This is a genomic window from Microbacterium terricola (genome assembly GCF_027943945.1).
Taxonomy (GTDB): Bacteria; Actinomycetota; Actinomycetes; order Actinomycetales; family Microbacteriaceae; genus Microbacterium; species Microbacterium terricola.
In genome coordinates, this window is record NZ_AP027141.1 from 2,460,533 (window position 1) to 2,474,283 (window position 13,751).

At 72.2% G+C, this 13,751-nt stretch carries 12 protein-coding genes; 6 read left to right on the top strand and 6 right to left on the bottom strand.

Annotation, left to right across the window (positions count from 1 at the left end; all coding sequences use genetic code 11):
• Nucleotide 1: 1 nt before the first annotated feature.
• A complete protein-coding gene (locus Microterr_RS11735) occupies nt 2-355 on the bottom strand; it encodes a PLD nuclease N-terminal domain-containing protein (protein ID WP_263797755.1) in 354 nt (117 codons plus the stop codon).
• A 77-nt stretch (nt 356-432) separates the two neighbouring features.
• Here Microterr_RS11735 and Microterr_RS11740 point away from each other — a divergent pair, with 77 nt between their 5' ends.
• A complete protein-coding gene (locus tag Microterr_RS11740) occupies nt 433-711 on the top strand; it encodes a DUF4229 domain-containing protein (protein ID WP_263797754.1) in 279 nt (92 codons plus the stop codon).
• A 33-nt stretch (nt 712-744) separates the two neighbouring features.
• Here the strand turns inward: Microterr_RS11740 and Microterr_RS11745 are convergent, their stop codons facing one another.
• Nucleotides 745-1,725: a 1,4-dihydroxy-2-naphthoate polyprenyltransferase gene (locus Microterr_RS11745; RefSeq protein ID WP_263797753.1), complete on the bottom strand. Its 981-nt coding sequence runs from the start codon at nt 1,723-1,725 to the stop codon at nt 745-747.
• A gap of 80 nt (nt 1,726-1,805) precedes the next feature.
• On the opposite strand from Microterr_RS11745, the gene Microterr_RS11750 reads away from it, so the two are divergent.
• Entirely contained in the window at nt 1,806-2,186 is a 381-nt protein-coding gene (locus Microterr_RS11750; protein WP_263797752.1) for a VOC family protein, read from the top strand.
• Nucleotides 2,187-2,286: 100 nt separating this feature from the next.
• Here Microterr_RS11750 and Microterr_RS11755 read toward each other — a convergent pair whose 3' ends face one another.
• Both Microterr_RS11755 and Microterr_RS11760 read right to left on the bottom strand, forming a co-directional pair.
• The gene (locus tag Microterr_RS11755) at nt 2,287-3,441 is read right to left on the bottom strand and encodes an AMP-binding protein (protein ID WP_263797751.1); all 1,155 of its coding nucleotides are present in this window, start codon (nt 3,439-3,441) and stop codon (nt 2,287-2,289) included.
• Between the two features lies 1 nt (nt 3,442).
• Nucleotides 3,443-4,384 carry a 1,4-dihydroxy-2-naphthoyl-CoA synthase gene (locus Microterr_RS11760; RefSeq protein ID WP_404810181.1) on the bottom strand — a complete coding sequence of 314 codons (942 nt, stop codon included), beginning with the start codon at nt 4,382-4,384 and terminating at the stop codon, nt 3,443-3,445.
• Between the two features lie 63 nt (nt 4,385-4,447).
• On the opposite strand from Microterr_RS11760, the gene Microterr_RS11765 reads away from it, so the two are divergent.
• The 4 genes from Microterr_RS11765 (at nt 4,448) to Microterr_RS11780 (ending at nt 9,235) form a co-directional block, all read left to right on the top strand.
• Complete coding sequence (locus Microterr_RS11765) at nt 4,448-4,972, top strand: hypothetical protein (protein ID WP_263797750.1); 525 nt, start codon at nt 4,448-4,450, stop codon at nt 4,970-4,972.
• A complete protein-coding gene (locus Microterr_RS11770; RefSeq protein WP_263797749.1) occupies nt 4,969-7,821 on the top strand; it encodes an ATP-binding cassette domain-containing protein in 2,853 nt (950 codons plus the stop codon). Before Microterr_RS11765 ends, Microterr_RS11770 begins: the two co-directional genes overlap by 4 nt.
• Nucleotides 7,822-7,847: 26 nt before the next feature.
• Nucleotides 7,848-8,810, top strand: a complete 963-nt coding sequence (locus Microterr_RS11775; RefSeq protein ID WP_263797748.1) for a hypothetical protein — start codon at nt 7,848-7,850, stop codon at nt 8,808-8,810.
• Between the two features lie 110 nt (nt 8,811-8,920).
• Complete coding sequence (locus tag Microterr_RS11780) at nt 8,921-9,235, top strand: glucose-6-phosphate dehydrogenase (protein ID WP_263797747.1); 315 nt, start codon at nt 8,921-8,923, stop codon at nt 9,233-9,235.
• Between the two features lie 30 nt (nt 9,236-9,265).
• Here Microterr_RS11780 and metH read toward each other — a convergent pair whose 3' ends face one another.
• Both metH and Microterr_RS11790 read right to left on the bottom strand, forming a co-directional pair.
• On the bottom strand, nt 9,266-12,931 hold the full coding sequence (gene metH / locus Microterr_RS11785) for a methionine synthase (protein WP_263797746.1): 3,666 nt from the start codon (nt 12,929-12,931) through the stop codon (nt 9,266-9,268).
• Complete coding sequence (locus tag Microterr_RS11790) at nt 12,928-13,725, bottom strand: LLM class F420-dependent oxidoreductase (protein WP_263797745.1); 798 nt, start codon at nt 13,723-13,725, stop codon at nt 12,928-12,930. The genes metH and Microterr_RS11790 overlap by 4 nt, the downstream gene beginning before the upstream one ends.
• Nucleotides 13,726-13,751: the final 26 nt, after the last annotated feature.

Consider the following 13,751-nt stretch of genomic DNA (forward strand, 5'->3'; position numbering starts at 1 on the left):
GTCAGCTCGCCGTGCCGGCGGGGGGTCGGGTGTCGTCGTCGTCCTCGGCGTCGAGGCGGGCGAGCTCCTCCTCGAGGCGGCGGATGCGCTCGTCCTGCTCGGACTTGGCGCGGAGGCCGCCGAGGAACTCGGGGTCGTCATCCGGAGCGCGCATCTTCGCGATGGCGGAGGCCCGGGTGCGGCCGGCGGTGAACCACAGCAGCCCGCCGAGCACCGGCAGCAGGATCACGATGACGAGCCAGACGCCCTTGCTCACCCCGCGATGGCGGGTGGCCGGCTGAACGGCGCAGTCGACGATGGTGTAGACCCAGAAGGCGGTCGCCACCAAGGCCAGAATCAACAGCACCCGAGGCACACTCTCATCCTAGGCGGGCCGCGGGGCCCCGGGTTCGCCCCGCAGGTGCTTCGCAGATACGGACGTAGGATGAGGGGGTGAAGATCCGCTCCGCCGTCGTCTACACCGTGCTGCGGCTGCTCGCCTTCCTGGTGCCGTTCGGCATCATGATGCTCTTCCCGATCCTGCGCGAGTACTACCTGCTCGCGGCGGTCTTCGCGGCCCTCATCGGCCTGAGCCTGTCGATGCTGTTCCTGCGCCGCCCGCTCGAGGACCTGTCGACCGGCCTCGCCGAACGGCGCGCCGGACGTCGTGAGAGCGCCGCGTCGGACGAGGACGTCGAGGATGCTGCCGCCGACGCCTCCGCCGACCGCTGACCGCTCGCGTCAGCCGACCGCTGACCGCCCGCGTCAGCCGACGAACGACCAGGCCAGCAGCGCCCCATAGGCGACCGAGGTCAGCGACGTCAGCCCGAGGGCCACGACCAGCTCACGCGGCTGGCGGTACGTCCACACGATGAGGATCGCCGGGAGCCCGGCCAGCAGGGCGAGCAGGGTGAGCCACGCGATCGGGTAGAACGTCGCGAGCGCGATCGCGAGGGCGAACGGCACGAGCACGAACACGGTGAACACGATCTGGGTGGCCCGCTTGCCGATGCGCACGGTGAGCGTGCGCTTGCCGGCGACGCGGTCCTGATCGATGTCACGGAGGTTGTTGGCGAGCAGCACCGCGCACGCGAGGAGGCCGGCCGCGACGGCGCCGAACCAGGCCTCCTGCGGCAGGGCGAACGCCTGCACCCAGGTCGTCCCGAGGGTGGCGACGAGGCCGAAGAAGACGAAGACGAAGAGCTCGCCGAGGCCCGCATAGCCGTAGGGCCGCTTGCCGCCGGTGTAGAACCAGGCCGCGACGATGCAGGCCGCGCCGACCAGCAGCATCCACCACTGCTGCGTGCGGATGACGATCGCGAGCCCGGCGATCGCGGCGATGCCGAAGAACACGAGCGCGACGATCAGCACCGTGCGCGGTGCCGCCTTCCGGGAGGCGGTCAGGCGGGCGGGCCCGACGCGGTGGTCGTCGGTCCCGCGGATGCCGTCGCTGTAGTCGTTCGCGTAGTTCACGCCGATCTGCAGAGCGATGGCGACGATGAGGCAGCACAGCGCGATCACCCAGTGGAACCGGACGTCGACCAGGTGCGCGGCGCCGGTGCCGATGACGACGGGCGTGACGGCCAGCGGCAGCGTGCGCAGGCGCGCGGCGCTGATCCAGTCGCCGAGTGTCGCCTTCTCCACGTGCCGCGGGTCGCCGTACTGCTTCGGCTTCTGCGGGTTGCCGCGGGACGGCTGCTTCTTCTGGACGGTGTTCTTGCGCTTCTTGCTGGGGGTGCCTGCCACGAATGGTCATCCTAGGCGGCGACGCGATGAAACCGGCGGATCCTCTGGCGACGACGCGGCCGGCGTTCGAGAATGGGCGGATGCTGAGCATCGGGACGATCGTGCTGACGGTCGAGGACATCACGCGCGCCGGGGACTTCTGGCGTGCGGCCCTCGGCTACGTGAACCGCTCGGAGCCGTCGGATGACTGGGTCATCCTCGACCCGCCCGACAAGGAGCACTGGGGTGCGCCGGGCGCGAGCGTCGCCCTGTCCGTCACGGGGTATCCGCAGGCCTATCCACCCCGCATCCATCTCGATCTGTACGCCGACGACCAGGCCGCCGAGATCGCGCGGCTGCTCGCGCTCGGCGCGCACGAGGTGGACTGGGACGGATACCCGGACGACGCGGACTGGGTGGTGCTGGAAGACACCGAGGGCAACCGGTTCTGCGTGGTCGCCACCGGGCCGGCTCCCGCCTGAGCCCCGGCCCCAACCCGTTTACGGACGCGACACGCCGCATGGCCGGCGACGCACGCGGCGTGTCCCGTCCGTAAACGGTGCGGGGCGAGGACCCGGCTGGTCAGTGCAGGGCGACCACCGCGCGGCGGATCGCCTCGCGATCGGGCTTGCCGCTGGGCAGCGTCGGCAGCTCGTCGACGAGCACGAGCCGCGACGGGCGCGCGTGCGAGCCGATCGCGCCGGCGACCGCCTCGCGGGCCTCTTCGAGCTGGGTGGACTCGCTGCGACGCAGCGCATCGCCGCGGGGCGCCACGACGACGGACGCCTCGCCCCAGCGTGTGTCGGGCACGCCGACAACCACGGCTGAGCCCAGCCCGGGCACGGCGCGGACGAGCTGCTCGACCCGGTCGAGCGAGATGTTGATGCCGCCGGAGACGATGACGTTGTCGATGCGTCCGTGCACGCGCAGCTCTCCCCCGTCGATGAGGGCGGCGTCGCCGGTGCGGTACCAGCGCCGTCCGTCGGGATCGCGCAGGAAGGCCGACGCGGTCAGGGCGGCGTCGCCGAGGTAGCCGTCGGCGAGAGTCGGGCCGCCGATCTGCAGCTCGCCGCCGGAGATGCGCATCGAGACGGTGTCGAGCGGGCGCCCGTCGTAGACGCAGCCGCCGCTGGTCTCGGTCGAGCCGTATGTGCGGGTGATGCGGACGCCCGCGTCCTCGGCGCGTTCGCGGACCAGCGGCGAGAGCGCCTGGCCCCCGACGAGGATCGTCTCGAACGACCGCAGAGCGCCGAGCACGGTCGGGTCGTCGGCGGCGTCGAGCAGTCTGGTCAGCTGCGCGGGCACGAGCGACGTATAGGTCGGCACGCGCTGCCCGCCCACACTGGACGCCATCGTGTTCGCGGCGGCGGCGAAGGCGTGGGGGCTGAACGAGCCGCCGAGGATCGACGGCTCGCGGCCGGCGACGAGCGAGCGCACCAGCACCTGGAGCCCGGCGACGTAGGTCGCGGGCAGCGCGAGCAGCCAGGCGCCGTCGCCGATCCGGGCGGCGGTCGCCATCGCGCTCGAGGTGAGGGCGTCGCGGCTGAGCAGGACGCTCTTCGGGATGCCGGTCGACCCGGAGGTCGTGACGACGACGGCCGTGCCTGCGGGCACTTCGTCGACCGCGGGGCCCTCGGTCATGCCGAGGCCGAGCGCGGGTCCTGCTCCGTGCAGCGCGCCGCGCAGGGCCCGCAGCACGTCGCGCGGGTCCTCACCTTCGAGGCGCTCCAGCTTCATGTCAGAAGTGCCAGGGGTACGCCGACCAGTCCGGCGCGCGCTTCTCGAGGAACGAGTCGCGTCCCTCGACGGCCTCATCGGTGCCGTAGGCGAGCCGGGTGGCCTCGCCGGCGAACACCTGCTGGCCCACGAGGCCGTCGTCCACCGCGTTGAACGCGAATTTCAGCATCCTGATCGCCGTCGGCGACTTGGTGAGGATGGTGCGGGCCATCGCGATCGCCTCGCGCTCGAGGTCGGCGTGGGGCACGACCCGGTTCACGGCGCCCATCTCGTAGGCGCGCTGCGCGGAGTACTCCTCGGCGAGGAAGAACACCTCGCGCGCGAACTTCTGGCCGATCTGACGTGCGAAGTAGGCGGAGCCGTAGCCGGCGTCGAACGAGCCCACATCGGCGTCGGTCTGCTTGAAGCGGCCGTGCTCGGCGCTCGCGACGGTGAGGTCGCAGACCACGTGCAGCGAGTGCCCGCCGCCGGCAGCCCAGCCGGGCACGACGGCGATGACGACCTTCGGCATGAAGCGGATCAGCCTCTGGACCTCGAGGATGTGCAGTCGGCCGGTGCTCGCGGCCGTGCTCGCTGAGCCCTCCCCGCTCGCTGAGCCCGTCGAAGAGTCGCTGTACTGGTACCCGTCGCGGCCGCGGATGCGCTGGTCGCCGCCGGAGCAGAACGCCCACCCGCCGTCCTTCGCGCTGGGGCCGTTGCCGGTGAGGAGGACCACGCCGACGCGGGTGTCCTGCCGGGCGGCGTCGAGCGCGCGGTACAGCTCGTCCACCGTGTGCGGGCGGAACGCGTTGCGCACCTCGGGCCGGTCGAACGCGATCCGCGCGATGCGGCCGTCCTTCGACAGATGTGCCGTGATGTCGGTGAAGTTCTCGGCGCCGGGCGCCGGCATCCACTCATCGGCGTCGAAGAGGTCGGACACGACGGATCGCTCGGAATCACTCACCCGCTCAGCCTACGGCGGCGTCACGCGGCGTGCGCAGGCGCGTGCGCGGCCTACGCTGAAACGGTGACCACGAAGCCGCTCCTCCTCGCCGCCACCGCCCTGCTCGCCCTGTCGCTGTCCGCCTGCGCCGGCGGGGCAGCCCCGGCCGCCTCGTCGCCGTCGGGCACGCCGGAGGCCTCTGCCCCCGCCGACTGCGCGGGGGTGACCGTGATCATCGATGCCTCCGCGATCGACGGCGACTCGTCCGCGTCGTGCGTCGCGACCGACGCCGCGATCGGCGCGGCCGATGCGCTCGCCCAGGCCGACGTCACGACCGAGGGCACCGAAGAGTACGGCGACCAGGTCGTCTGCCGCGTCAACGGCGAGCCCGCCGCCGACCTCGCCCTGCCCGCCGAGGACGGCTCCGAGTACTTCGAGGAGTGCGCCTCGATGCCCGCCGCCTTCGCCTACTGGTCGCTGTGGGTGCAGTCGGACGGCGGCGAGTGGGGCTACGCCCAGGAGGGTCTGAGCACCCTGCAGCTGCAGCCAGGCGACCGCGTCGAACTGCTCTTCACCCTCAACGGCGAGCCCGCCGAACCCGCCGCGTGACCTTCCGGCCCGGACCCCTGCGCGCCGCGGCGGCACTCGCCGCCGGGTTCGTCGCGGTCCGGGTCGTGTACCGGGTGCTCTTCCACGGCGCCGAGGGCTCCGGCCCCGTGCTGCTCGACCTGCCCGCGGTGCGGCTGCCCGCGCCGTTCGCGCATGTGGTGCTGTTCGGTCCGATCACCGCCGACGGGCTGTGGGATGCTGCGGCCAGCGCGGTGCCGATCGCCCTGACGATCCTCGCGTTCGGCCTGCTGAACTCGCTGGTCGACCTGTCGCGCGTGTTCGCCCGGGCGTCGCGGCGCGGTCCGCTGCGCGGCATCGCCCGTGCGCTCGCGGTCGCCTGGGCGACCCTGCCCGCGCTCGCGGACGCGGTGCGCTCGGTGCGGTTCGCGCAGCGCCTTCGCGGCGAGCGCGCCGGTGTGCGGATGCTCTCGCCGGTGCTCGAGCGCACGCTGGAGCGGGCGACCGCGGTCGCGGCGGCGCTGGAGGTGCGCGGGTTCGCGGGGAGGTCGCTCGCCGGATCGTGCGAGCATCCGGTGGAGCTGCGCGACGTGCGGCTGCGCCACGGCGGGCACGAGATCGTGCGGGTCGATGAGCTGACCCTGACGCCCGGATCCCTCACGCTGCTGGCGGGATCCACCGGCTCGGGCAAGTCGACGCTGCTGCGCGCACTGGCCGGGCTGCACACGCACGTCGACGGCGGCGAGATGGACGGCACGGCGATGGTGGTCGGCCACGAGCGCCGCGCCGTCGCCCCGCGCGACCTCGCGCAGCGGGTCGGGGTGGTGCTGCAGAACCCCCGCGAGGCGTTCGCGACCGAGCGGGTGGCCGACGAGATCGGACTCGCGCTCGAGCTCAGAGGGGTCGCCCCGCTCATCGTCGCGGCGCGGGTGCGTGAGGTCGCCGGGCGCGTCGGGATCGTGCCGCTGCTGGGGCGGCGGCTGCACGGGCTCTCGGCCGGGGAGGCCACCCTCGTCGCGATCGCGGCGGCGATCGTGGAGCACCCGATCCTGCTGCTCGTGGACGAGCCGCTCGCCGACCTCGACGCCGACGCCCGTCGTCGCATCACCGCACTGCTCGGCGCGCTCGCGCACGAGGCCGGCATCTGCGTCATCGTGGCCGAGCACCGCGTGACCGACCTCGGCGCCGTCGCCGACACCACGCTCCGCATCGAGCGCGGTGTCCTCTCCCCCGTCGCGCTCGTCGAGCGAGCCGCACCCGAGTCGGCGCACCACCCGCGGCCCGTTGAGCGAGCCGCAGGCGAGACGAAACGTGCCGAGCCCCCCGCTCTGACCGTCGACGGCCTCACCGTCACCCGCGACAGCCGCACCCTCGTCGACGACGCCCGCTTCGCGCTCGCTCCCGGCGAGATCGTCGCCCTCACCGGCCCGAACGGCGCGGGCAAGTCGACCCTGCTGGTCGGCCTCGCCGTCCCCGCCGATGAGGCCCCCGTCACCGTCGCGGGCGACCCGAGCGCGGTCCGCCGGATCGCCCTGGTCCCCGATGCCTCCGACGACCTGTTCGTCTTCGACACCGTGGCCGCCGAATGCCGCCGCGCCGACCGCCGCAGCGCCCTGACGGAGACGACGGCCGAGCGGTTCGCGCGGCTGCTCGGCCTGGACGAGACCGCCCTCGCGCGCCGCGCCGCATCCCATCCCCGCGATCTGTCGATGGGTGAGCGCCGGTGCCTGGCGCTCGCGGTGCAGACCGCATCCGCCCCGGCCGTGCTGCTCGTGGATGAGCCGACGCGCGGCCTCGACGACGACGCCCGGGCGCTGGTGGCCTCCGCCCTGGGCGCGCTCGCCGCATCCGGCACCGCCATCCTCATCGCCACCCACGACGCGGACTTCGCCGCGGCGATCGGCGCCCGGGTGCTGCCGATCCGCGAGGGGCGGGTGGGTGCGCCCGCCGACCGGTCCACAACTCAGGCAGAACGGTCCGAAACGGCGCCCGCAGCCGCTGTCGCCCCCGTTCAGTCTGAGTTGTGGACCGGCCCGCCACCTCCCGTCGCGCGAACCGCGACCCCCACCACCCACCGGCTCCCCCGCCTGCCCCACCTCGGCCCGCTCGCGCTCGTCGCAGCCAACCTCGTCGCGCTCGCGGCGTTCTGCTGGCCCCTGGTCGCGATCGCCCTGCCCGAGCAGGCGCACGCGGCCGTGCCGTACGTCGCGATCGCGCTGGCCCCGGTCGCGGTGGTGGTCGTGCTCGCCGCGCTCGACGGCACCGTGCGCTCCGCGCACACCCTGGCCCTCCTCGGCACGCTCGCCGCGATCGGTGCGGCGATCCGCATCGTCGGCACCGGCGTCGGCGGGGTCGAGGCGCTGTTCGTGCTGCTGATCCTCGCGGGGCGTGCCTTCGGCGCCCGCTTCGGCCTGCTGCTGGGCGCACTGACGATCGCGCTGTCGTCGGTCGTCTGGGGCGGCATCGGACCATGGACCCCCTTCCAGATGTTCGCGTGCGCCTGGGTCGGCGCAGGGGCCGGGCTCCTCACGCGCCGGGTGCGCGGTCGCGCGGAGATCGGGATGCTGTGCGCCTACGGGATCGTCGCCTCCTACCTGTTCGGGTTCCTCATGAACATGTGGTTCTGGCCGTTCGCCGTCGGCGCGGGCACCGGCATCTCGTACATCCCCGGCGGGTCGATCGCCGAGAACCTCGCGAGCTTCTTCGTGTACTCGCTGCTCACGTCGACCGCCGGGTGGGACACCCTCCGCGCGGTGACGACGGTCATCGGGCTGCTCGTCGTCGGGCGGCCCGTCCTCGCTGCGCTGCGCCGCGCCAAGCCGGTGCGGCCCCGCAGCGCCGCGGAGCCCGTGCCCTACGCTGACCCACAGGCCGCCCGCGTCGTCGCGTGATCCGGTCAGGACAGGAGCACCGACCGATGTCGACACCCGTGAGCGCCGAGACTCCGATCGCTGCGCCGGCTCGCCCGACACCGATGACCTGGTGGGCGAGCGTGCTCGTCGGGATCGCGGCGGCCGTGGTCGGCCTGCTGCCCTGGATCGTCAGCGGGATGCGTCTACCTCTGCAGAACCTCGCAGCGGGTGGCGCGGCCGTCCAGCCGATCGTGCTGCTGCCCTTCAGCCAGTACGAGCTGATCACGATCATCGGCCTGCTCGTGACCGGCTCGGCGGTCGGCGGGATCACGGCCCGCGCAGTGCATGCGCGCCTGCCCCGCGGCGGTGCGACGCTGCTGTTCGCGGGTGTGTTCGCCGTGCAGCTGATCGCCGTGATCCAGACGACGGTCGCCGTGCGGGGCGTCCTGGAGGCGCGGCCCGAGTCCGTGCTGTATCTGGCCACGATGATCGCCGACGCCGTGCTGGCCATCCTGCTCGGCGCACTGGTGTTCTTCCTCGTCGCCCTCGCTCCCCGCGCCGGCGCGCTGGTGGGATTGAGCATGGCCGCGATCACGACCGGCTACTGGCTCGGCACGCTGCTCCTGCCGTCCGGCGGCGTGCTGATGCAGCCGGAGCTGGCCCTCGGCATCTCGAGCGTCCTGAGGTGGGTGCCGCCGGTGCTCGTCGGCGCGGCGATCGCGTGGACGGGCGTGAACACCATCGGCCGGATCCTCGCCGTTCTCTTCAGCCTGGTCGTGCTCTGGATCGCCCCCGCACTCACGACCGCCGTCTTCAACGCCTTCGGCAACCAGGTGCTCCTGCATGAGCCCGCGACGGTGATCCAGTACGGGATCACCGTCTTCTTCTCCGCCGCGACCATGCCGGAGCTCGTGCTCCCGTGGATCGTGGTCGCGCTCGTCGTCGCCGCGGTCGGCCTCCTCATCGGATGGATGCTGCGGGCCCGCGCCGCATCCGCCGCGCCCGCCGCCCCGGAACCGCCTGCCTGAACCGCCTGCCTGAACCGCAGATCCGGATGTGGTGACCGCCGACCGCCCAGGCGTGGGATGCTGAGGGGGTCGATGTCCCGCCCGAGCGGATGCCGGCGGAGAGAAGTGCCATGAAATTCAGAAGCTCCTCCGACTGGCGTGAAGCCCTCGCGTTCGAGACGCCGATGCTCGCGTCCGAGATCGTGCCGGGCGACCCGTGCCGCTGCGTCGGCTGCGCCGCCACCACGGCACCGTTCGAACGGACCGACCTGTGGGCGGTGAAGCACCGCCACCCGAACGACCCCGCCGGGTTCGTGCGCTTCTACTGCGTGGCGCACCGTCCGGTGCCCGCCTCGGCGGCCGTCGCGCCGGTCGGCCGTCGCGAGACCGCCCGCCTGGAGCGCGCGCACGTGGTCGCGCAAGCTCTGGCGGGGCGGAACCAGTAGCGTCCGGCCGCCGCCGATCACACCGCCCGCTCAGACCGAGAAGTACTTCGCCTCGGGGTGGTGGAACACGAACGCATCCGTGGACTGCTCCGGGTGCAGCTGCAGCTCGTCGCTGAGCACCACGCCCATCCGCTCCGGGCGCAGCAGCTCCACGACCTTGCGCCGGTCCTCCATCTCGGGGCAGGCGGGGTAGCCGAGGGAGAACCTCGCGCCGCGGTACTCGAGCTTGAACAGCCCAGCGGTGTCGGCGGGGTCCTCGGCGGAGAAGCCGAGCTCCTCGCGGATGCGGGCGTGCCAGAACTCGGCGAGCGCCTCGGTCAGCTGCATGACGAGGCCGTTGAGCTCGTAGTAGTCGCGGTACCGGTCCTCGGCGAACAGCTTCGCGGTGACCTGGTCGATGTGCGCCCCGGCGGTGACCAGCTGCACGGGCAGCACATCGATCTGCCCCGAGCCCTCCGCCCGCACGAAGTCCGACAGGCAGAGGTGCCGGTCGCGGCGCTGACGCGGGAAGTGGAAGCGGAGGCGCTCGGTGCCCAGGCGTCTCGTCTTGGCCGCTCCGCTCCCTCGCTCATCCCCGTCCCCCAGTGACCCGCCATCGGGCGCGAGCAGGCCCGCCGCCCCGAGCACCCCATCCGGGTCGTCGCCGTGGTGCAGCACGATGAGGTCGTCGCCCTCGCTCACGACGGGGAAGTAGCCGTACGCGACGGAGGCGTCCAGCATCCCCTCGCCGAGGATCCGGTCGAGCCAGTACCGCAGCCGCGGTCGCCCCTCCCGCTCGACGAGCTGCTCGTAGGAGAGCCCGTCCTCGCCGCGGCCGGGCTTGAGGCCCCACTGGCCCATGAACGTGGCGCGTTCGTCGAGGAACGCGGCGTAATCGGCGAGCGCGACACCGCGCACGATGCGGGTGCCCCAGAACGGCGGCGCCGGCACCGGGTTGTCGGCCGCGACATCCGAGCGGGCGGGCATGGCCTCCGGCTCGGTGAGCGTCAGCTGCGTGCCGGCACGGTGGATGCGCTTCTTCAGCGCGGGGAGGCCGACCTCGGCCGGATCGGCGCCGCGCGCGATCTTCACGAGCGGCTCCATCAGGGTGAGCCCTTCGAACGCGTCGCGGGCGTAGCGGACTTCTCCGTCGAACTGGCCCGCCAGGTCGTCCTCTACGTACGCGCGGGTGAGCGCCGCACCGCCCAGGATCACCGGCCAGCGCTTCGCGAGCCCTCGGGCCTGCAGCTCGGCCAGGTTCTCCTTCATCACCACGGTCGACTTCACCAGCAGCCCCGACATGCCGATGACGTCGGCGTCGTGCTCCTCAGCCGCCGCGATGATGTCGGCGATCGGCTGCTTGATCCCGAGGTTGATCACGTCGTAGCCGTTGTTCGTGAGGATGATGTCGACGAGGTTCTTGCCGATGTCGTGCACGTCGCCGCGCACCGTGGCCAGGACGATGCGCCCCTTGCCGGCGGCACTGGACTTCTCCATGTGCGGCTCGAGCAGCGCGACGGCGGTCTTCATCACCTCGGCCGACTGCAGCACGAACGGCAGCTGCATCTCCCCGGATCCGAACCGCTCGCCGACGACCTTCATGCCCTCGAGCAGGTGGTCGTTGATGATCTGCAGCGCGCTGAGCCCACCCGCGCGGGCGAGGTCGAGATCCGCCTCGAGCCCCTTGGCCTCACCGTCGATGATGCGTCGCTCGAGACGCTCCCCCACCGGCAGTGCGGCGAGCTCGGCGGCGCGCTGGTCGCGCAGGGCCGCGGTGTCGACGCCCGCGAACAGGTCGAGCATGACGGCCAGAGGGTCATACGTCGTGCTGCCGTCGGCGTCGTACTCGCGGCGGTCCCAGACCAGGTCGAGGGCGACCTTGCGCTGATCCTCCGGCACGGAGGCGAGCGGCACGATCTTCGCGGCGTCGATGATGCCCGAGTCCAGGCCGGCCTCGGCCGCCTCGTGCAGGAAGACTGAGTTCAGCACCATGCGCGCCGCGGGGTTGAGCCCGAAGGACACGTTGGAGACGCCGAGCGTGGTGTGGATGCCCGGGTACAGCTCGTTGATCCGCCGGATCGCCGCGATCGTCTCGATCGCGTCGCGCCGGGTCTCCTCCTGGCCGGTGGCGATCGGGAAGGTGAGGCAGTCGACGATGATGTCGGAGACCCGCATGCCCCATTCGCCGACGAGCGCGTCGATGAGCCGCGAGGCGATGCGCACCTTGTCGTCGGCCGTGCGCGCCTGGCCCTGCTCGTCGATCGTGAGGGCGATGACCGCCGTGCCGTGCTCCTTGACGAGCGGCATGATGCGGCCGAACCGGCTCGTCGGCCCGTCGCCGTCCTCGTAGTTGACCGAGTTGACGACGGGGCGTCCGCCGATCAGCTCGAGCCCGGCGGCGATGACGGCGGGCTCGGTCGAGTCGATCACCAGCGGAAGAGTGGATGCTGACGCGAAGCGCGAGACGACCTCGCGGATGTCGTCGACGCCGTCGCGGCCGACGTAGTCGATGCACACATCGAGCAGGTGCGCCCCGACGCGGATCTGGTTGCGGGCGATCTCGACGCACTCGTCCCACTGCTCCGCGAGCATCGCCTCACGGAAGGCCTTGGAGCCGTTCGCGTTCGTGCGCTCGCCGATCGCGAGGTAGGCGGAGTCCTGCTCGAACGGCACGTGCTGGTACAGCGACGCCACGCCGGGTTCCGTGGTCTTCTCGGTCGTCGAGCGGGCGACGGCGCGGAAGGGGGCGAGGCGCTCGACGACGGCGGCCAGGTGCTCGGGCGTGGTGCCGCAGCATCCGCCGACCAGGCCGATGCCGAACTCGCGCACGAACTGCTCGTGGGCGGTGGCCAGCTCGGCCGGGCTGAGCGGGTAGTGCGCGCCGTCGGCGGTGAGCACCGGCAGACCGGCGTTGGGCATGCAGGCGATCGGCACCGTGGAGTGCTTCGCGAGGTGGCGCAGGTGCTCGCTCATCTCGGCCGGCCCCGTCGCGCAATTGAGGCCGATGGCGTCGACCCCGAGCGGCTCGAGCGCGGTCAGCGCCGCGCCGATCTCGCTGCCCATGAGCATCGTGCCCGTCGTCTCGACGGTCACCTCGACGAGGATGGGCAGCCGCACTCCGCGCGCGACGATCGCCTGCTTGCAGCCGTTGACGGCCGCTTTGGTCTGCAGCAGATCCTGCGACGTCTCGACGAGGAACGCGTCGGCGCCGCCGTCGATGAGTCCCTCGGCCTGCAGCGCGAAGGTCTGCTTGAGGTGCTCGTACGTGGTGTGCCCGAGGCTCGGCAGCTTGGTCCCGGGGCCCATCGAGCCCAGCACCCACCGCATCCGCCCGTCCGCCGCCTCCGCGGCATCGACGCGCTCGCGGGCGATGCGGGCACCCGCCTCGGCGAGCTCGGCGATGCGGTCGTCGATGCCGTAGTCCGACAGGTTCGACCAGTTCGCCCCGAACGTGTTGGTCTCGATCGCGTCGATCCCCGTCGCGAGGTACTCGTCGTGGATCGCGCCGATCATGTCGGGCCGCGTGATGTTGAGGATCTCGTTGCAGCCCTCGAGCTGGCGGTAGTCCTCGAGGGTCGGCTCGTGGCGCTGCAGCATGGTGCCCATGGCGCCGTCGGCGATCACCACGCGCTGCGCGATCGCATCGACGAGCGCCTCCGCACGCGAAGTCCTGGCGACCTGTCCGATGTCGAGCGCGAAGCGGGGTGCCGCGGTCATGCGTTCTTGGCGTCGCGCCACCGCAGCCAGCTGCGCACCACGTCGTAGTCCCAGTCCGGACCGGGGAAGCCCAGCGTGAACAGCCGCGCACCGGCGTCGAAGAGGGCGTCGGCGTCGTCCTGGCCACGGCGATGCAGCTCATTGGAGACGATGAGGCCCGACACGTCGCGCTCCTCCTTCTCGGCCCAGCGCTCGATGACCTCGACCTTGTGGGCCAGGTCGTCGGCGCCGACGAAGCTGTGCCAGATGTCGGCATGCCGGGCGACGAGGCGCAGCGTCTTCTGCTCGCCCTTGCCGCCGATCATGACGGGGATGCGGCGGGTCGGCGCCGGGTTCAGCTTCCCCCAGCGCGCGTCGATGCGGACGAGACCCTCGGCGAGCGCGTCGAGCCGGGTGCCGGGCGTGCCGAACTCGTAGCCGTACTCTTCGTAGTCCTTCTCGAACCAGCCGGAGCCCGTGCCGAAGATGAACCGACCGGTGCCGCCCTTGGCGGAGATGTGATCGACGGTGCGGGCCATGTCGGCCTGCAGGTCGGCGTTGCGGTAGCTGTTGCAGTTGACCAGGGCGCCGAACTCGACCCGCTCGGTCTGCTCAGCCCACGCCGCCAGCATCGTCCACGACTCGAAGTGGAGGCCGTCGGGGTCGCCCGACAGCGGATAGAAGTGGTCCCAATTGAAGAGGATGTCGACGCCGAGGTCCTCCAGTCGTCGCACCGCGTCGCGGATGTCGCCGTACTGGACGTGCTGGGGCTGGATCTGCACGCCGAGGCGCACCGGGGTGTCGAGGAGGGGCATGCCGATCAGCTTAGAACGACATGCCC

What these genes read in the sequence shown, in the direction of transcription:
- Microterr_RS11755 (WP_263797751.1), bottom strand. Translation starts at nt 3,441, where the DNA reads ATGAAGCTGGAGCGCCTCGAAGGTGAGGACCCGCGCGACGTGCTGCGG.
- Microterr_RS11775 (WP_263797748.1), top strand. Translation starts at nt 7,848, where the DNA reads ATGTCGACACCCGTGAGCGCCGAGACTCCGATCGCTGCGCCGGCTCGC.
- Microterr_RS11750 (WP_263797752.1), top strand. Translation starts at nt 1,806, where the DNA reads ATGCTGAGCATCGGGACGATCGTGCTGACGGTCGAGGACATCACGCGC.
- Microterr_RS11780 (WP_263797747.1), top strand. Translation starts at nt 8,921, where the DNA reads ATGAAATTCAGAAGCTCCTCCGACTGGCGTGAAGCCCTCGCGTTCGAG.
- Microterr_RS11790 (WP_263797745.1), bottom strand. Translation starts at nt 13,725, where the DNA reads ATGCCCCTCCTCGACACCCCGGTGCGCCTCGGCGTGCAGATCCAGCCC.
- metH (WP_263797746.1), bottom strand. Translation starts at nt 12,931, where the DNA reads ATGACCGCGGCACCCCGCTTCGCGCTCGACATCGGACAGGTCGCCAGG.